This is a genomic window from Micromonospora sp. NPDC049171 (assembly GCF_040648275.1).
In the GTDB taxonomy this organism is placed as follows: domain Bacteria; phylum Actinomycetota; class Actinomycetes; order Mycobacteriales; family Micromonosporaceae; genus Micromonospora.
Genome location: NZ_JBEZDJ010000018.1, coordinates 122958 through 140377, shown reverse-complemented (window position 1 = coordinate 140377; position 17420 = coordinate 122958). Strand labels below are relative to the sequence as shown.

18 protein-coding genes are annotated in these 17420 nt (G+C 73.0%); 8 read left to right on the top strand and 10 right to left on the bottom strand.

All coding sequences use genetic code 11. The annotated features are described in order from the left end of the window. The first annotated feature begins 17 nt into the window (after window positions 1–17). The 3 genes from AB0B14_RS22995 (at window position 18) to AB0B14_RS22985 (ending at window position 3880) form a co-directional block, all read left to right on the top strand. Window positions 18–593 (top strand): hypothetical protein, encoded by a 576-nt coding sequence (locus AB0B14_RS22995; RefSeq protein WP_357524080.1) that lies wholly within the window; start codon window positions 18–20, stop codon window positions 591–593. A 36-nt stretch (window positions 594–629) separates the two neighbouring features. Further along, window positions 630–2855, top strand: a complete 2226-nt coding sequence (locus AB0B14_RS22990) for an AAA family ATPase (protein WP_357524078.1) — start codon at window positions 630–632, stop codon at window positions 2853–2855. A gap of 92 nt (window positions 2856–2947) precedes the next feature. Then, on the top strand, window positions 2948–3880 hold the full coding sequence (locus tag AB0B14_RS22985) for a superoxide dismutase (protein WP_357524076.1): 933 nt from the start codon (window positions 2948–2950) through the stop codon (window positions 3878–3880). A 70-nt stretch (window positions 3881–3950) separates the two neighbouring features. On the opposite strand, the gene AB0B14_RS22980 is transcribed toward AB0B14_RS22985, so the two are convergent. The 9 genes from AB0B14_RS22980 to AB0B14_RS22940 form a co-directional block, all read right to left on the bottom strand. Beyond that, on the bottom strand, window positions 3951–4442 hold the full coding sequence (locus AB0B14_RS22980) for a GNAT family N-acetyltransferase (protein ID WP_357068131.1): 492 nt from the start codon (window positions 4440–4442) through the stop codon (window positions 3951–3953). 132 nt (window positions 4443–4574) lie between these two features. Continuing rightward, a complete protein-coding gene (locus tag AB0B14_RS22975) occupies window positions 4575–5480 on the bottom strand; it encodes a hypothetical protein (protein WP_357524074.1) in 906 nt (301 codons plus the stop codon). Continuing rightward, window positions 5449–6048 carry a DUF3618 domain-containing protein gene (locus AB0B14_RS22970; RefSeq protein WP_357524072.1) on the bottom strand — a complete coding sequence of 200 codons (600 nt, stop codon included), beginning with the start codon at window positions 6046–6048 and terminating at the stop codon, window positions 5449–5451. The genes AB0B14_RS22975 and AB0B14_RS22970 overlap by 32 nt, the downstream gene beginning before the upstream one ends. A gap of 22 nt (window positions 6049–6070) precedes the next feature. Further along, window positions 6071–6466 carry a phage holin family protein gene (locus AB0B14_RS22965; RefSeq protein ID WP_357524070.1) on the bottom strand — a complete coding sequence of 132 codons (396 nt, stop codon included), beginning with the start codon at window positions 6464–6466 and terminating at the stop codon, window positions 6071–6073. Then, a complete protein-coding gene (locus AB0B14_RS22960; protein ID WP_357524068.1) occupies window positions 6463–7110 on the bottom strand; it encodes a hypothetical protein in 648 nt (215 codons plus the stop codon). Before AB0B14_RS22960 ends, AB0B14_RS22965 begins: the two co-directional genes overlap by 4 nt. A gap of 184 nt (window positions 7111–7294) precedes the next feature. After that, window positions 7295–7699 carry a DUF3263 domain-containing protein gene (locus AB0B14_RS22955; protein ID WP_357068122.1) on the bottom strand — a complete coding sequence of 135 codons (405 nt, stop codon included), beginning with the start codon at window positions 7697–7699 and terminating at the stop codon, window positions 7295–7297. A 146-nt stretch (window positions 7700–7845) separates the two neighbouring features. Further along, window positions 7846–8862, bottom strand: a complete 1017-nt coding sequence (locus tag AB0B14_RS22950) for an ABC transporter permease subunit (RefSeq protein ID WP_357068120.1) — start codon at window positions 8860–8862, stop codon at window positions 7846–7848. Beyond that, complete coding sequence (locus AB0B14_RS22945; RefSeq protein ID WP_357068118.1) at window positions 8859–9869, bottom strand: ATP-binding cassette domain-containing protein; 1011 nt, start codon at window positions 9867–9869, stop codon at window positions 8859–8861. Before AB0B14_RS22945 ends, AB0B14_RS22950 begins: the two co-directional genes overlap by 4 nt. Window positions 9870–9990: 121 nt before the next feature. Then, window positions 9991–10776, bottom strand: a complete 786-nt coding sequence (locus AB0B14_RS22940) for a DeoR/GlpR family DNA-binding transcription regulator (RefSeq protein WP_357068116.1) — start codon at window positions 10774–10776, stop codon at window positions 9991–9993. Window positions 10777–10973: 197 nt separating this feature from the next. On the opposite strand from AB0B14_RS22940, the gene AB0B14_RS22935 reads away from it, so the two are divergent. From AB0B14_RS22935 to nagA, 3 genes are read left to right on the top strand one after another with little or no spacing between them, the layout of a single operon-like run. Further along, on the top strand, window positions 10974–11903 hold the full coding sequence (locus tag AB0B14_RS22935) for a sugar isomerase (RefSeq protein WP_357524066.1): 930 nt from the start codon (window positions 10974–10976) through the stop codon (window positions 11901–11903). After that, entirely contained in the window at window positions 11900–12883 is a 984-nt protein-coding gene (locus AB0B14_RS22930) for an ROK family protein (RefSeq protein ID WP_357524064.1), read from the top strand. The genes AB0B14_RS22935 and AB0B14_RS22930 overlap by 4 nt, the downstream gene beginning before the upstream one ends. Then, on the top strand, window positions 12880–13989 hold the full coding sequence (gene nagA / locus AB0B14_RS22925) for an N-acetylglucosamine-6-phosphate deacetylase (RefSeq protein ID WP_357524062.1): 1110 nt from the start codon (window positions 12880–12882) through the stop codon (window positions 13987–13989). Before AB0B14_RS22930 ends, nagA begins: the two co-directional genes overlap by 4 nt. Before the next feature lie 88 nt (window positions 13990–14077). On the opposite strand, the gene AB0B14_RS22920 is transcribed toward nagA, so the two are convergent. Beyond that, on the bottom strand, window positions 14078–15301 hold the full coding sequence (locus AB0B14_RS22920; RefSeq protein ID WP_357524060.1) for a DUF4032 domain-containing protein: 1224 nt from the start codon (window positions 15299–15301) through the stop codon (window positions 14078–14080). A gap of 118 nt (window positions 15302–15419) precedes the next feature. On the opposite strand from AB0B14_RS22920, the gene AB0B14_RS22915 reads away from it, so the two are divergent. Both AB0B14_RS22915 and AB0B14_RS22910 read left to right on the top strand, forming a co-directional pair. After that, window positions 15420–16157, top strand: a complete 738-nt coding sequence (locus AB0B14_RS22915; protein ID WP_357068436.1) for a phosphatase PAP2 family protein — start codon at window positions 15420–15422, stop codon at window positions 16155–16157. Window positions 16158–16167: 10 nt separating this feature from the next. After that, complete coding sequence (locus AB0B14_RS22910) at window positions 16168–17406, top strand: APC family permease (RefSeq protein WP_357524058.1); 1239 nt, start codon at window positions 16168–16170, stop codon at window positions 17404–17406. Window positions 17407–17420 lie beyond the last annotated feature (14 nt).

Below are 17420 nucleotides of genomic sequence, written 5' to 3'. Positions count from 1 at the left end.
CGGGAAGAGGTGATCTGGTGAGGGGCGACCTGGACGAGACGCTGGCCCGATTGGCCCGGCGCGAGGAGGCGCTGCGCCGGCGGGCCAACGACCGTGACGACACCGCGCCACCCTCGGGCCTTCCCGGTCCCGGCGGCGGCGATGCCCCGAGCGCCGGGCCGGGCCGTGGCGACGCCCCGAACGCCGAGCCGGGCCGTGGCGACGCCCCGAACGCCGGGCCGGCACGGCACGACGCCCGGCACGCGGGGGCGGACTCCCCGGGCGACGTGGCCGGGTGGGGGCCGGTCGAGGAGGTGGCCGAGGCGGTCCGTCAGGTCGTCGGCACCTATCCCGGGCTGGTCGTGACCGTGCAGGTGCAGCACGAGGGTCGGACGTACCCCCTGCGGGTCTCCTGGGACGGCCCGGACGTCACGGTCGGGCCGGTGCCGCCGACGGCGCCGGTGGAACCCCCGCCGGCGTGGCCCCTGTCCGGCCGGACGGTGCCCGGGTGGGCGCCCGGCCCGGACGGGTTGACCCCGGACCCGGCGGCCCGGTTGGCCGAGCTGATCCGGCGGGACCCGTCGTTGTTGGACGAGTTGGATCCGCGGCGCTGACCGGCGGGGCTGGCCGGCGGCGGCTACGGTCGGGCGGTGGCGCAACCCGACCTGACCCTGACGGCGAGCCTCCGGCCGGCCGCGCTGGACGCCCGACGGGGCATCGTGCGGCTGCATCCGGAGGCGCTGACCGCGCTGGGGCTGCGGCCCGGCGACCCGGTCCGGCTTGCCGGCCGCCGGGAGACGGCGGGGATCGTGGCGACCGCCGCGCCGGGCGCGAGCAGCGCCCTGCTGTACGCCGACGACCTCACGCTCGGCAACCTGGGCGTGCGCGACGGCGCTCAGGTGCGGGTCAGCCCGGTGCCGCTGGTGCCGGCGGGTCGGGTCGTCCTGGCCGGGCCGGTCGGGGTGGTCGCGGCGGTGAGCCCGGAGATGCTGCGGCTGGCACTGCTGGGCAAGGTGCTCACCGCCGGCGACGACGTGTCGCTGCTGCCGCAGGACGTGCTGCCGGACGCCTCGGTGCGCAGCCTCATCGAGGCGGCTCGGGGCAGCCTCGCCAACACTGTCGGTTTCGCCTGGACCAGCACCCTGCTCACCGTGCGCACGGTCGAGCCGGCCGCCGGCGCGCTGGTCACCATGGACACGGTGGTCGGCTGGGAGCACGGGCCGGCCACCCACGGCGGGCCCGTCGCGGTCGACGCCGAACGGGCGCGGCCGCCCCGGACGGCCGACGCGGCACCGAGGGCGGACCAGCCGGACGACGCACCGGACGTGGACGAGCTGCCCGGGTTGCGGGCCCAGGCCGAGGAGCTGACCGAGCTGCTCGACCTCGGCTTCCACCACCGGGAGGTGTTGGGTCGGCTGGGCACCACCATCTCGCTGGGGGTGCTGCTCGTCGGCCCGGCCGGCTCCGGGAAGTCGGCGCTGGTCCGGGCCGTGGCCACCCGCGTCGGTGCCCGCGTACATCCGCTGTGGGCACCCGAGCTGGCCGCGTCGACGAACCAGGCCGCCGCCGACCGGCTGCGCGGTGCGGCCACGGCGGCCCGAGCCGGCGGGCCGGCGGTGTTGCTGGTCAGCGACGTCGAGGCGCTCGCACCGGCGGACGAGCCCGGCCCGGTGGCGACGGTGTTCCGCCAGGTGCTCGCGGAGTGCGTCCGGGCCGGTGTCGCGGTGGTCTGCGCCACCGGCCGGCCGGAGGCGGTCGACCCCGCGCTGCGCGCACCCGACCTGCTGTCGCTGCGGATCAGCATTCCCCTTCCCGACCAGGCGTTACGCCGCGAACAGCTCACCGTGCTGACCCGGCAGGTGCCGTTGGCCGACGACGTCCGCCTGGACGAGGTGGCCGCGCGTACCCCCGGGTTCGTCGCGGCGGACCTGGCCGCGTTGGTCCGGGAGGCCGGGGTACGCGCGGCACTGCGGCAGAAGTCCGCCGAGACGCCGACGGTGTCGATGGCGGACTTCACGGCCGCCCGGGAGGTGGTCCGGCCGACCACGATGGCGGCGTCGACGCTGGATCTGGCCTCGGTGACGTTGGACGACGTGGGTGGCCTGGACGAGGTCAAGCAGACGTTGACCGAGTCGGTGTTGTGGCCGTTGACCTACCCGGACACCTTCGCCCGGCTCGGGGTGCAGCCGCCGCGCGGCGTGCTGCTCTACGGGCCACCGGGCTGTGGCAAGACCTACCTGGTCACCGCGCTGGCCGGATCGGGGCGAGCCAACGTGCTGTCGGTGAAGGGCGCGGAGTTGCTCTCCAAGTGGGTCGGCGAGAGCGAGCGCGCGGTCCGCGAGCTGTTCCGCCGGGCCCGGGAGGCGGCCCCCACCCTGATCTTCCTGGACGAGGTGGACGCCCTGGCGCCGGTACGCGGCCAGGCCACCGACGGAGGCACCACGGACCGGGTGGTCGCCGCACTGCTCACCGAGTTGGACGGGGTGGAGACGTTGCGCAACGTGGTGGTGGTCGGTGCGACCAACCGCCCCGACCTGGTCGACCCGGCGCTGCTGCGGCCGGGCCGGTTGGAGCGGCTGGTCTACGTGCCACCGCCGGACGGTCCCGCCCGTGCGGAGATCCTGCGAGCCGCGTCCCGGCAGGTGCCGCTGGCACCGGACGTCGACCTCGGCGCCCTCGGCGACGAGCTGGCCGGCTTCTCCGCGGCGGACTGCGCGGCACTGGTCCGGGAGGCGGCGCTGGCCGCGATGCGGGAGTCCCTCGCCGCCGCCACGGTCACCGCTGGGCACGTGGCGACGGCACGGGCACGGGTGCGCCCCTCGTTGGACCCGGCTCAGGTCGCCGCGCTGGCCGCGTACGCCGCCCGGCGGGGTTGACCACCCCGCCCAACCTTTTGGCAGCTCCGGAGTGTTCTTAGGGCGTCACACTCCTCTGTGGAGAAGTCCACATGGACGTCAGGCGGTGTTCCTTGCGAAAGCTGCTGTCTCTTTTCTTCGTCCCCGTGCTCGCGGCGGCGACCCTGGTCACGGCCGGTGCGCCGGCGACCGCCCATCCAGCTAAGCCGTTCCCGGCCCGGATCGCCCTGCCGGACGGTTTCACCCCGGAAGGGTTGACGATCGGTCGCGGCACCACGGTGTACGTCGGTTCCGTCCTGGACGGTGCGGTGTGGCGGGGTGACCTACGGACCGGGCGCGGCTCGGTGCTGATCCCGGGCACCCCGGGCACCGCCAAGGCAGGGCTCAAGATCGACCCGCGGGGCCGGCTCTGGACCGCCGACTTCACCGGCGGCGGGGCCAGCGTGTACGACCCGGGCAGCGGGGCCCGGCTGGCCCACTACCAGTTCACCACCGACCCCAACAGCCTGGTCAACGACATGGTGGTCACCAAGCGGGCGGTCTACTTCACCGACTCCACCCGGCCGGTGCTGTACGTGGTGCCGCTGGGCCCGGGCGGCCAACTGCCGGCCCCCACCGCCTTCCGGGTGCTGTCGCTCACCGGTCCGGGCGCGACGCCTGACGCGTTCAACAACGGGATCGTGGCGCTTCCGGACGGTGACCTGCTCGTCGCGCAGATGTTGACCGGCCAACTCGTCCGCGTCGACCCGCGCACCGGAGGCAGCCGCGTCTTCGGTCTCGGCGGCTACTCGGTGGACCGGGCCGACGGGCTGGTGCTGCGCGGTCGCACCCTCTACGTGATCCGGAACCTGAGCAACGTCATCGCGGTGGTCCGGCTGAACGCCGGCTACACCGCCGGGGTGGTGCAGCGGGAGATCACCGGTCCGCAGCTACGGTCACCGGCCACCGGTGACCTGCTCGGCTCGGCGCTGTACGTGGTGAACGGCCGGTTCGACGTGGAGCCGACGCCGACCACCGACTTCGACATCGTCCGGGTGCCGGCCTGATCCAGGCGGTCGGCGGTGGCCCGCGCGGTCGCCGCCGACCGGCCCGCCGGTACGCCGCAGAGCGCCGGCCTTAGTCCAGGCAGATCTCGGCGCGTACCTTGCCGTCGTCCTCGTGCAGTTTGGCCCCGCAGGTGCGCAGCACGGCGACCGCGCCGACGTTGTCCGGGGTCGTCTCGGCGACCACCACCCGCATGCCCGCCCGAGCGGCGGCGTTCAGCAACTCCCGCAGGGCAGCCGCGCCGATCCCCTGCCCGCGTGCCGAGCGCCCGAGCCACATTCCCGTCTCCACCGTGCCGGGCTCGTCACAGCGTGTCATCCGGACCATGCCCAGCACCTCGCCGCCGACGACGATCGCGTACATCTGCGATCGGGTCGGGCCGTCCAGCCCGCCGAAGCTCGCCCGGTGGAACTCCCGAAACGCCTCTCGGCGGGCGAGGGACCAGCCGGCGGGGGCCTCGACCGGAGGCATCACGTCACTGGGTTCCGCCTCGGCAGCCGCTACGGAGAGCAACGGCTCCAGGTTCTGCTCGTCCACCGGCTCCAGCCGGACCGCACCCGCCACGTGCCGCAGTCTGCCGCCCTCATCGGCCGAAGTCCACCCTATTCGCCATCCACTGGCGGTCCGGCCAGCGGTACCGGCCGGTCGGGCGGGCGCGGTGTTCCACATCACGCTCTGTTGTCACCCGACCGGGTGTCAGGGTGTGGAAACCGCCGGTCCGAACTCGCAGAACACCACCGACGCGTCGTCGGTGGGCTTGTGCCGACGCAACCGGTCGGGATGCTCGCGCTCGGCGGCCCGGACCCGGTCGAGCAACGCGCCCGGCCCCTGGGCCTCCAACAGGTCCAACAGGCCGGCCCAGTCGGTGAGCGCGAACTGCTCCACCGCGCTGGACGCGCCGTCGCTGAGCAGTGCCGCCCGGCGGATCGCCGCCGGACCTCGCCGGGGCTTCGTCCCGGTCACCGCGTGGAAGGCCGCGTCCGGGTAGGCAGCCGCCACCCAGTAGCCGTGGGTGCGGTTCATCCGTTCCCGCTGGACGCTCACGGCGTGCCGGAACCGGGTGACCGGGTCCGCCGAGCCACCCGGCACGGCGGCCACCGTCTCCCGCAGCTCGGCCATCGCGGTGTCCAGCCGGTTGTCGGTGACCACGCTGACCTGACCACCCGCGTCCAGGACCAGGGGGCTGTCGCAGAGCACCAGGTAGTCCACCTGGTCACCGCAGTCGCGCAGGAGGCAGACCGTGCTGGACGGGGTGCCCGGATGGTCCAGGTCGCACTGCCCACCGTGGTCGGCACGGACCGCGAGGATGGCGGCGGCCAGGTTGCTGGTCAGCCGCGCCGCCGGGCGGACCGCCTCGGCGACGCCGATCCGGGCGGCCAGGTGCCGGACGTACCACTCCGGCCCGTGCACACAGCCGGTGTCGAAGCCCTGCGGCACCGTCGCGCCGTCCAGGACGCCGACCAACGGGCCGACCTGGAAGACGAGGTCCTCGTTGACCGGCCGGCCCGGTGCCGGCGCCGACGCGGAGCGCACCCGCATCACCGGCGCCGGCCCCGGTACACCTGTCGGGTCAGCGCTGTCGGAGGTCGTCGACGGCCGCATGCGTCTCTCCCTGCACCTGACCGGCGGCCGAACGGCCCTGGTCGCGTACGGCGGACACGCCCTGCTGGGCGCTGGACCGCACCGACTGTGCCGCCTGCTGTGCGGGCTCACGCAGGTTGTCCTGCATCTGGTGGCCCACCTGGCTCGCCTGCCCCCGCAACTGATCGGAGTGCTCGCTCACCATGTCGCGGGCTCGTCCGGCGAGTTGCCGCTCGCGGCCGCTCGGCGGAATCAGCGAGGCGGCCAGCAGACCGACACCGAAGGCGACCAGGCCGGCAGCCATCGGGTTGCCCTGCGCCTGCTCGCGGGACTGCTGCCCGAGTGAACGGGTCTCGTCGCGGACCGAGCCAGCCGCGTGCGACATTCGCTGGCCGGTCTCCTGCCCCAGATGACTTGAGCTGCCCATCATCTTCTCCTTCGCTCGGGTGAACGCGTCCCGGGCCTGCCCGACACGGTCACCGGCGATCCGACGCGGGTTGACCCTGTCGGTCAGCGCGTCGACGTCACTGCTCAACTCGTTGCGGGTGGTCTCGATCTCCCGCCGGATCCGATCCGGATCACTGGACATGATCTGTTCCCTCCCGACTCGTTCACCGACCCCGCAGAGCGCCCGGCATCTCCCGGGCGGTCTGCTGTGTCCTGGGCAGCACCGCACGTGCCCGCTTCAGCTGGGTCCTGGCGTTGATGAAGAGACCGCCGGCCACGGCGGCCCAGAGGACAGCGACGATCAGCGCCGCCCATCCCTGGTCCATCGTGTTGGACAGCCCCCACCACAGGGCGAACGACACGAAGAGCACCGCCAGGAACCCGGCCACCCCGGCACCGCCGAACATGCCGCCGGCCTTGCCGGCCTGGCTGACCTCCTCGCGGAGTTCGGCCTTGGCCAGCTCCACCTCCTTGCGCACCAGGGTGGACATGTCCCGGGTCACGTCGCCCAGCAGCTCGCCGACCGAGGCCTGGGTCCGTTCCTTCTCCGGGGCGCTCACGGGGCCACCCCACCGGGCAGGTCCCGCGCTGGTTCGCTCGCGGGCGAGACGTTCTGCGCCCGTGCCGTCCCCACGTACGGCTGATCAGGCTCCGCAGGCGTGCCCTGGGGCTGGGACGGCCCGCCGGGTGTGCTCCCGCCTCCACCGTTGCCGGATGGCGGCGCGGTCAGACCACGGGTGAGCCGCCCGACCAGCAGCCCGGCCACCGCCGCGCCCGCGAGGAACGTCCCCGGGTGGCGCCGCGCGTACGTGCGTACCTCGTCGAGCACCTCACCCGGCTCGCGCTCGTCGAGCCATCCGGCGGCCTGCTGGGCGGCGTCGGCCGCCTTGCGTACCACCTGACCGGCCAGCCCGGAATCGCCGTCCCGCTCGGCCATCGAACCGAGGTTCTGGCCCAGGTCGCGAAGTCCTTCGGCGGCCCGCCGCTGCTGCGTCTGCGCCTGGTCACGAAGCTGTCCACCGGCCTCGCCGGTCAACTGCCGGGCCTGTCGCCGCGCCTCTGCGGCCACCTGCCCGCCCTGCTCGGCGGCGGCATGGGCGACCTGACCACCGGCCTGGGTGGCCTGCTGCCCAACCCGGGAGGCCTCCTGCCTGGCCTGCTGCGCTCTACCGCTCGGCGATCCGCCCTGGTTCGTTGCCGTCATCCCCCGCTCCCTTCCTGAGTCCGGGGTCGCCTGGCGGCCCCAGAACGCCTCCCGCCTACCCGCCTGACCAGCCGACATGCGGAGGCGGGCCGGCAACTGACTGCGCGATCTTGCATTTTGTGCCCGGGCAAATGCCCGCAAAAGCCGTGGAACGGCGACAGAAAGTGCAAGATTGCGGGGTGGGTCAGCGGCGGCGGTTGCGGGCGCGCGACGAGCGCAACCGGCGGAGCCGGCCGACCAGTAGCGGGTCGGCGGCCAGCGCGGCCGGGTTGTCGAGTAACCCGTTGAGCAGCTGGTAATAGCGGGTCGAGGAGATCCCGAAGGTGTCTCGGACGGCCTGCTCCTTGGCGCCCGCGTGTCGCCACCACTGCTGTTCGAAGGCGAGGATGGCCCGTTCCCGCTCGGTCAGCCCGGGTGTTGGCACGCTTGGCGCGACGTCGGCCCCGTCGTCCAGCTCGGTGTCATCGGTGTTCTCGATGGGCGGCACCGGCCGCGGCGTCGGAACCGCCGGCGCGACGGCACCCGGGACGTCACCCCGACGAGCGTCGGTGGACGGCTCGGGGGCGGCCGGGGTGGCGTCGGCGGACATGGCACTCAGCCTAGCCAGGGACGACCTGGGTCGCACCAGCCGGCGCGGCCGGTAGCCCCAGCGTCGCGGCAGGTGGCCCGTACCCACGAACACACGGAGGCCCCCGACATCTCCCGAGCCGGGGACCTCCGTGCCGAACGCGGAAACTACGAGATGTCGCGGCGACGCATCACCCAGAGCGACGCCCCGAGGATCACCACCACGGCGACCGAGAGCAGGATCGAGGACTGCTGCCAGGTGATGTCCATCGTGGCCGGCTTGCACTCCCCGCTGAAGGTCGCGTTGCAGGAGTTCCAGTCCTCCAGCTTTACCGTCTTCGTCATCCAGGCCAGCATGTACGTCGGCAGCAGCCATGCCTCGGCGAACCGCACGCCCGCCATGGAGAGCAGGATGCCCAGGCCGAACTGGCCGACCACCATCACCGCCACCACGCCACCGAGGGCCATCGCGGTGTGCCGGCCCAGCGAGGCCAGGGCGAAGCCGATGGTGGTGACCACCAGCACCAACACCAGCCCCCGCACGCCGGTCAGGACTGACGACTGCCAGGCACCGGAGGTCATCTTCTCGGTGGTCCCCCGGAAGTTGGCGATCGCCCAGAACCCGGCGAACCACAGCACCGCGGCGGGCAGCGTCACCGCCAGCATGCCGGTGAGCAGCGCGGCCAGCTTGGTGAGCAGGACGGTGAGCCGCTTCGGCCGCCAGAGCAGCAGGTTCATCATGCCGCCGGTGCTCCACTCGGCGCCGACGAAGGACGCGCCGACCACGAACCCGACCAGGGCGAAGATCGCCGCGAACGGAATCAGCGTCTCGTCGAACGTCTCCCGGAAGTTGAACGTCGAGGGCAGGAACCATTCCGCCGAGATCTGATCGCGGGACGGCGGTGTGATCACCGAGCAGTCTTCCGGGTAACGGCCGTCGTTCGTCGTGCCGGCCGTCTTGGCCTGCTCGCACGCGACTCGCTCCTGCTCGCTCCAGCGCACCTGCTGCTGGTACTGCTGGTCGGCCTCCCGCTCGGCCTGCGCGTACTGCGCCGCGCCGATCTTCTGGTTGGTGAAGAACACCCCGACCACCACCGCGGCCAGCACCAGCAGGCCGAGCAGAGTCATGTACCTGCTGAACCGCCGCTTGGTGAGCCGGCGCAACTCCGTACGAAAGAGGCTCACGCGCCCCACCCTCCTCCGGCGGGGCCGGGCTGAGCCGCCCCGCCGACGTGCATGGACTCGTCGACCTGCCGGTGCTGACCGGGGACCGGTGCGGTGGCGGTCAGTTCGAGGAAGACGCTCTCCAGATCGACGGCGATCGGCGCCAACTCGCTGACGTAGAGGTGCTGCTCGGCGAGCAGCCGCGTCACCGAGGCCGGCTTGTCGACGCCGGCCAGCATCAGATGGTCGGGGTGCTCGGTGACCTGGATCCCCGCCCGGGTGAGCGCCTCGGTGGCCGCCGGCAGGTCGCTGGCCGCCTCCAGCCGGATCCGGACGGCACTCGACGAGTGCTGTGCGAGCACCTCGTCGACCGGGCCGAAGGCGACCCGCCGACCCAGCGAGATGATGGTGACCGAGTCGCAGATCAGCTGGATCTCGCCGAGGATGTGGCTGGACAGCACCACTGTCATCCCGGATTCGGCGAGGGTGCGCATCAGCCCGCGCATCTCCCGGATGCCGCCCGGGTCGAGGCCGTTGGCCGGTTCGTCGAGGATGAGCAGCTTCGGGTTCTTCAGCAGGGCGGACGCGACCGCGAGCCGCTGCTTCATGCCCAACGAGTACGTCTTGACCCGCTCGCCGGCCCGGTCGCGCAGCCCGACGAGCTCCAACACCTCGTCGACCCGGACGGCCGGCACCTCGCCCGCCCCGGCCAGCAGGGACAGCGTGTCCCGGGCCGAGAAGTGCGGGAAGAACTGCGGGCTCTCCACGATCGCGCCGACCTGGCCGGCGACCGTGGGCAGCGCGTCGGGCACGTCGTGCCCGAGCAGTGACATCCGGCCGCCGTCGGGTCGGATCAGGCCGAGCAGGGTACGCAGCGTGGTGGTCTTGCCGGACCCGTTGGGGCCCAGGAAGCCGTGCACCTGCCCTGCCTCGACCCGCATGTCGAAGCCGTCGAGCGCGTTGCGGGTGCCGCGTCGACGACTCTTGTACGTCTTGCGTAGACCTTCGATCTCCAGGACAGCTGGCAAGCTGCACCTCCCCCGATGGGTGGGCGTGACAGCCGACACCATACGCGGTATGCAGGCACGCGCAATACGCGGTATGCATCGACGCGCCGAAGGGGCTCATTCATCGACGGAGCGTGACCGCTCAGGCGCAGATCACCTGTACGCCCGCGACGCGGAACGCGTCCACCACCTCCGGGGCGGCACCCGAGTCGGTCACCAGCGTCTCGACCCGCTCGATCGGACAGATCCGGGCGAAGGCGTGACCCCCCAGCTTGGACGAATCCGCGATGATCACCACGCGTTTCGCCCGGGCCACCATCAGGTTGTTCATCGCGGCCTCCCCCTCGTGGTGGGCGGCCGCGCCGAGGTGCGGATCGATCGCGTCCACGCCGAGCAGCGCGACGTCCAGGGTGACCTCGCGCAGCAGCGCCCCGCCCAGCGGGCCGACCAGCTCGAACGACTTCGGGCGCACCACCCCGCCGGCCACCACGACCTTCATCCGCGACCGGACCAGCAGCTCGTTGGCGATGTTCAGCGCGTTGGTCACCACGGTGAGCTGGGCGCCCTCGGCACTGGTGTTCAGGTCCGGGCGCACGGCGAGCGCCCTGGCCACCTCGGTGCTGGTGGTGCCGCCGTTCAGGCCGACCACGGTGCCCGGCGTGACGAGCGCCGCCGCGGCCGCCCCGATCCGCTGCTTCTCGGCCGAGTGCTTGGCCGTCTTGTAGCGCAGTGGCAGGTCGTACGACACGCCGTTGGCGACCGCGCCACCCCGGGTCCTGGTGATCATCTGCTGTTGGGCGAGCTGGTCGAAGTCACGCCGGATGGTGGCCTGGGAGACGTCCAGCCGCTCGGCTGCCGCCTCGACGCTGACCCGGCCGTTGTCGGTCAGCATCTCGAGCAGGGCGTTCCATCTGGCGTACCGGTCCACCGCGGGGGCCCTCCAGTGACACGGACGGTGATTGATTGCGTGCACACTAGTGCGCGAAACTAGGCTGGCGCAAAAGACTGACCTGCGCGATCGGGTGGTCGGTTGCCACGGCCACCGGCGTTCGCGCAGAATGACGCGCGAAATACGTGCCTAACGAGCCGTATTGCGCACCGGTCGCCTCTGCGAGGAGTTTTCCCATGGCGTACGTGCACGCGGAGATCGCGAGCCAGCCCGACTGCTGGCGGGAGGCCGCCGAACTGGCCGGCGTCGTCCACGGTGACCTGCCACGCCCCGGCGAGCGGGTCGCCGTCGTCGGTTGCGGCACGTCGTGGTTCATGGCGATGGCGTACGCGGGCCGCCGCGAGCAGGCCGGCCAGGGCGAGACCGACGCGTTCCAGGCATCCGAGTTCCCCGCTGGCCGCCGCTACGACCGGTTGATCGCGATCACCCGCTCCGGCACCACCACGGAGGTGCTGGAGCTGCTCGCCGCGCTGCGCGGGACGACCCCCACCACCGTCATCGTCGGTGACCCGGCGTCGCCGGCCGTCGACCTGGCCAGCGCCGTGGTGACCATGCCCTTCGCCGACGAGCGGTCGGTGGTGCAGACCCGCTTCGCGACCAGCGCACTGGCCCTGCTCCGGGCGCACCTCGGCGACCCGGTGACCGCGCTCGCCGCGGACGCCGAAGTCGCGGTGCGATCCCCGCTGCCGATCGACCCGGCCACCATCGGGCAGGTCACCTTCCTCGGTCGGGGGTGGACTGTCGGGCTGGCCCAGGAGGCAGCGCTGAAGTGCCGTGAGGCGGCCACCTTCTGGGCCGAGGCGTACCCGGCGATGGACTACCGGCACGGCCCCATCTCGGTCGCCGCACCGGGCCGGCTGGTGTGGGCGTTCGGCGAGCTACCCGACGGGCTCCCCGAGGACGTGGCCGCCACCGGCGCGGCCTTCGTGCACAGTCGCACGCACGGTTGGCGCACGGTGCTGGGCAGTTGGTCCGCCGGTCGTACACCTGTCGACCCGATGGCCGACCTCATCCTGGCGCAACGCTTCGCGGTCGCGCTGGCGACCAGCCGGGGCCTCGACCCGGACGCGCCCCGACACCTCTCCCGGTCGGTGGTGCTGGCGTGACCGGCGGCGACGCCGGGCCCGCCGACCAGGTCGTCGTCGCGCTGGATGTGGGCGGCACCGGCATGAAGTGCGCCCTGGTCAGACCGGACGGCGTCGCGGTAAGCACCGAGCGGCACCCCACCCACGCCGCGCGCGGCCCGGCCGCCGTGGTCGACACGATCCTGGACGTGGCCGACGGGCTGGCCGCCAAGGCCCGCGCCGACGGGCTCACCCCGATCGCCGTCGGCATCGCCGTACCCGGGGTGGTGGACGAGGCGCGCGGCGTGGCGGTCTGGTCGGCGAACGTGGGCTTTCGGGACGTACCCCTGCGGGACCTGGCGGTGGCGCGGCTCGGCCTGCCCACGGCGCTCGGCCACGACGTGCGCGTCGGTGGTCTCGCCGAGGCCCGCCTCGGTGCTGGACGCGGCACCGGGCAGGTGCTGTTCGTGGCGATCGGCACCGGCATCGCCGCCGCGCACGTGGTCGACGGCTCGGCCGCGACGGGCGCGCACGGCGCCGCCGGGGAGATCGGCCACATCCTGGTCCGGCCCGACGGCCCCCGCTGCGGTTGCGGTCGACCCGGCTGCCTGGAGGCGGTCTCCTCCGCCGCGGCGATCGGCCGCCGCTACGCGGAGCTGGCTGGTGCGGCGGCCACGGCCGCCGAGGTGGCCGAGCGTGCCGCAGCCGGGGAACCGCTCGCCGGCCAGGTCTGGCAGGAGGCGGTCGAGGCGCTCGCCGACGGCCTCGCCACCGGGCAGGCGTTGTTCGACGTGGCGACGATCGTGCTCGGCGGCGGCCTGGCGCAGGCCGGGGACCGGCTGCTCATCCCGCTACGCGCGGCGCTGCACGAGCGGATGACCTTCCACCGGGAGCCGCGGCTGGTCGCGGCGGCCCTCGGTGACGAGGCTGGCTGTCTCGGCGCCGCCCTACTCGCCCTGGACGCGGTAAGCGTCCGAGACCACGACGCGGTGCGCGTCGGAGACCATCTGGAGGAGCGATGACCGTGCGGGTGGACGGCCGAGTGGTGACCCCGACCGGTGTCATCCGACAGGGCTGCGTCGAGTGGGACGGGGATCGGATCACCGCGGTGGCCGAATACCCGTCGGTCCGGGACGGACACTGGATCCTGCCCGGCTTCGTCGACATGCACACGCACGGCGGTGGTGGGCACACCTTCACCACCGGGGACGCCGCCGAGGCCCGGGCGGCGGCCGACTTCCACCTCGCGCACGGCACGACCACCCTGTTGGCCAGCCTGGTCAGCGCGCCCTTCCCGCTGATGCGCGCGGCCACCGAGGCGTACGCACCGCTTGTCGACGAGGGCGTGCTGGCGGGAGTCCACTTCGAAGGGCCCTACCTCTCCGCTGCGCGTTGCGGCGCGCAGAACCCCGAGTACCTGCGCGACCCCTCGACCGACGAGCTGGCCGAGCTGATCGAGCTGGGCCGGGGAGCGGTCCGGATGGTCACCCTCGCTCCGGAACGCGACGGCGCGTTGGAGGCGATCAAGCTGCTCACGGCGCAGCGGGTGGTGGCGGCGGTCGGGCACACCGACGCGACGTACGAGCAGACCCGCGCCGCCATCGCCGCCGGCGCAAGTGTCGGCACCCACCTGTTCAACGGCATGCGTCCCGTGCACCACCGCGAGCCGGGCCCGGTGGTGGCCCTGCTCGACGCGCCCACCGTCGTCTGCGAGCTGGTCGCCGACGGGGTGCACCTGCACGACGGCATGCTGACCTTCGCCACCGCGACCGCAGGCCCGGACCGTGCGGCGTTGATCACCGACGCGATGGCCGCCGCCGGGATGGCCGACGGCGACTACGAGCTGGGTGGCCAGGCCGTCACCGTGACCGACGGGGTGGCCCGACTCGCCTGCGACGGAGCGATCGCCGGCAGCACACTGACCATGGACGCCGCGCTACGGCACGCCGTGAATGCCGGAATCCCAATCGCCGACGCGGCGCGGATGGTGGCCACCACCCCAGCGCGCGCCATCGGCCTGGGCAACCGGGTGGGCTCCCTGCAGGTCGGCCTGCGCGCCGACCTGGTGGTGCTGGACGCCGACCTGAACGTGGTCCGGGTGTTGCGCGCCGGCTCCTGGGTGGAGTGAGCGCGAGCCCTCCTCCGGCGCTTGCCGCCGTCGGGTGCGTGACCGCGCTCGACGGCAGTCCGCGTCGCTGGCGGAGTGCCAGCGGGGGTCAGCTGAAGGTGGGCACGTCGACGCCGAGCACGGCCTGCTCGTCGGGGCGGTGCACCAGCACGTCGGCCAGGTACGACTGGACCGCGTGGCGCATGCCGACATCTCGGCCGGCCCGCTCGGAGAGCAGCCACTTGTGCTCGATGATCTGCGCGAACAGCTCCTGCGGCTCCAGCTTCTGCCGCAGGTGCGCGGGAACGGCGCGGACCACCGGCTCGAAGACCTCGGTGAGCCAGCGGTGCGCGGCCTGCTGTTCGTCGATCAGGTCGCTCTCCGCCCGGTACGCGTCCAGGTCGTTGAGTAGCTTGCGGGCCTGGTTCTCCTCGGCGTCCAGGCCGGTCAGCCGCAGCAGCCGCCGGGTGTGGTAGCCGGCGTCGACGACCTTCGGCCGGACCAGGTAACGCCCGTCGTCGATGGATGACATGGCCACCTCGGCCACGTCGAAGCCCAACTCGTTGAGGCGGCGGATCCGGCCCTCGATGTCGTGCCGGGCCTCCCGCTCGACCGCCTGCTCGTAGGTGATCTCGTGCCAGAGCCGCTCGTAGCGCTGCACGACCTCCTCGCAGACCACCTCCGGGTCGATGGACTCGTGCAGCAGGCCGGCGGCCTGCAGGTCCAACGCCTCGCCGAAGATGTTCACCCGGGCGATCTCCAGGTCCTCGCCGCGCTGCCCGTTGGAGAGCGAGTTGTGCAAGGCACCCGTCTCCGCGTCCACCAGGTAGGCGGCGAACGCGCCCGCGTCCCGGCGGAACAGCGTGTTCGACAGCGAGCAGTCGCCCCAGAAGAAGCCGGTGAGATGCATCCGGACGATCAGCGCGGCCAGCGCGTCGAGCAGTCGGCTCATCGTCTCCGGCCGCAGGGTGTGCGAGAACAGCGCCCGGTACGGCAGGGAGAACTGCAGGTGCCGCGTGATCAGCACCGATTCGAGGGGCTCCCCGTCGTCGGTCTGCCGGTCGGCGACGACCGCCACCGCCTCGACCGACGGGAAGTCGATCCGCTCCAGGGCCCGGAGCAGGTCGTACTCCCGCTCGGCGATCCGCTCGCGGGTCTCCTTGAACGCGTACACGTAGTCGCCCAACCGGACGAACCGCACGATGTGTCGGGAGATGCCCTGCGGCAGCGCCACCAGGTGTTGGGCAGGCCACTCCTCCAGCGGTGTCGACCAGGGCAGGTCGAGCAGCGCCGGGTCCACGAGGGCAGACGTGATCCGCACGGGCACAAGCATGACGCCTCGCCCCCCGCATCGCCTCACATCGTGGTTGGGCCCACAGCGCGCACACCCCGACCTCGCGCCAGGCCGGTAGCGTGGTCGCGTGCTCAAACCCACGGCGGTACGACGTGACCTGCGGCTACGGCCTGTCCGCCCGGCCGGCTGGTGGTTCGACGCCCTACTGCTGGTCGGGTTGGTCGGTTTGACGGTGGCGCTCGCCGCCGACCAGCTCTTCGGGCTGGACCGAGCGGTCGCCGACTGGGCCGAGGGGCACCGGCCGACTGTCGCCTACTGGGTGGCCCGGGTGTTCAACCTGCTCGGCCAGGGCAGCCCGCTGACCCTGATCGCCGCCGGGCTGGGCGTGCTGCTGGCCGTCCGGTTGCGGTCGGTGCGGCCGATCCTGCCGCCGGTGGTCGGGTTCGTGCTGACCCTCCTGACCATCGGCCCGCTCAAGGTCTGGACGGCCCGGGCGGCACCGAGCGCCAGCGTCAAGGAGCCGTTCCTGACGCCCGAGCAGACCCTGCCGCTGTTCCACGACGACCTGCCGGTCCGATTCGCGCAGTCCTACCCGTCGGGGCACGTCGCCAACGCCATCGTCTGGTACGGCGTCATCGCGCTGCTGCTGGCCCCGCTGGCCCGCAGCTTCGGCCGGCAACTGCCGGCCCGGCTCAGCACCGTGATCCGGGTCGCGCCGCCGCTTGTCGTCCTCACCACCACCACCTACCTGGGCTGGCACTGGCTGACCGACTCGGTGGCCGGGCTGCTGCTGGGCCTGCTCCTGGACCGGCTGCTGCACCGGGTGCCGTGGGACGACCTACCGCTCCCCGGCCGGTTACGCGGCTGGGACCGGCCGTTCACCTCGTACCCCTAGGGTTTTGGACGTGGATCAACTGGCGCGGCGGCTCGGCGTACCCGATGCGGTTGTCATCGGTCTGGGCTCGATGCTCGGTGCGGGCATCTTCGTGGTGTTCGGCCCGGCCGCGGCGGAGGCCGGCGGTGCCGGCCTGCTGCCCGCGCTGGTGCTGGCCGGCTTCATCGCCTTCTGCAACGCGACAAGCTCGGCGCGGCTGGCGGCCCGTTATCCGGAGTCCGGCGGCACCTACGTCTACGGCCGGGAGCGCCTCGGGCCGTTCGCTGGTTTCCTGGCCGGCTGGGGCTTCGTGGTCGGCAAGACGGCGAGTTGCGCGGCGATGGCGTTGACGATCGGGGCGTACCTGTGGCCGGGGCAGGCCCGGCTGGTCGCGGTCAGCGCGGTGCTCGCGGTGACGGCGGTGAACCTGCGCGGCATCGGCAAGACGGCCACCGTGACCAAAGCTCTGGTCGCGTTGGTGCTCGCGGTGTTGGCCCTGGTCGCGGTCGTCGGCCTGGTGGGCGGGCCGGTGCACCTGGATCGGCTCGGCGAGCCCGGCGGCTCGGCCCGGGGCGTGCTCGCCGCCGCCGGGCTGCTGTTCTTCGCGTTCGCCGGGTACGCCCGGATCGCCACGCTCGGTGAGGAGGTCCGCGACCCGCGGCGGACCATCCCCCGCGCGGTGCCGCTGGCGCTCGGGGTGGTGCTCGCGATCTACCTGGTGCTGGCCGTGATCGCGCTCGGCGTGCTCGGCGCCGACCGGCTGGCCGACTCCGCCGCGCCCCTGGTCGACGTGGTGACCGCCGCCGGGCTGCCCGGCCTGGCCTGGGTGGTTCGCGCCGGGGCCACCATCGCCGTCGTCGGGGTGCTGCTGTCCCTGGTCGCCGGGGTCGGCCGGACCACCCTGGCGATGGCTCGCCGCCGCGACCTGCCCGGCGCGCTGGCCGCCGTGCACCACGTACGCCAGGTGCCGCACCGCGCCGAACTGGCCGTGGCCGCCGTGGTGATCGTGGTGGTGCTGCTCGGCGACGTGCGCGACGCCATCGGCTTCTCCAGTTGCACGGTGCTGGTCTACTACGCGATCACCAACGCGGCGGCGCTGACGCTGGGCCGGGAGCCGGGCCGGCGGCTGCCGGTGCGGGTGCTCGCCGGCCTGGGGCTGCTCGGCTGTCTGCTGCTCGCGATCAACCTGCCGACCGGCAGCGTCCTCGCCGGCTTCGGTGTGCTGGCCGTCGGTGCCGCCTGGTACGCGCTGCGCCGCACCCGCCGGTGACCCGGAGAGGCCAC

Bases quoted from the DNA above. Each gene is read 5' to 3' on its own strand.
- AB0B14_RS22955 (WP_357068122.1), bottom strand. From the start codon at position 7,699: ATGTCCGCCGACGCCACCCCGGCCGCCCCCGAGCCGTCCACCGACGCT.
- nagA (WP_357524062.1), top strand. From the start codon at position 12,880: ATGACCGTGCGGGTGGACGGCCGAGTGGTGACCCCGACCGGTGTCATC.
- AB0B14_RS22975 (WP_357524074.1), bottom strand. From the start codon at position 5,480: ATGCGGCCGTCGACGACCTCCGACAGCGCTGACCCGACAGGTGTACCG.
- AB0B14_RS22970 (WP_357524072.1), bottom strand. From the start codon at position 6,048: ATGTCCAGTGATCCGGATCGGATCCGGCGGGAGATCGAGACCACCCGC.
- AB0B14_RS22920 (WP_357524060.1), bottom strand. From the start codon at position 15,301: ATGCTTGTGCCCGTGCGGATCACGTCTGCCCTCGTGGACCCGGCGCTG.
- AB0B14_RS22935 (WP_357524066.1), top strand. From the start codon at position 10,974: ATGGCGTACGTGCACGCGGAGATCGCGAGCCAGCCCGACTGCTGGCGG.
- AB0B14_RS22960 (WP_357524068.1), bottom strand. From the start codon at position 7,110: ATGACGGCAACGAACCAGGGCGGATCGCCGAGCGGTAGAGCGCAGCAG.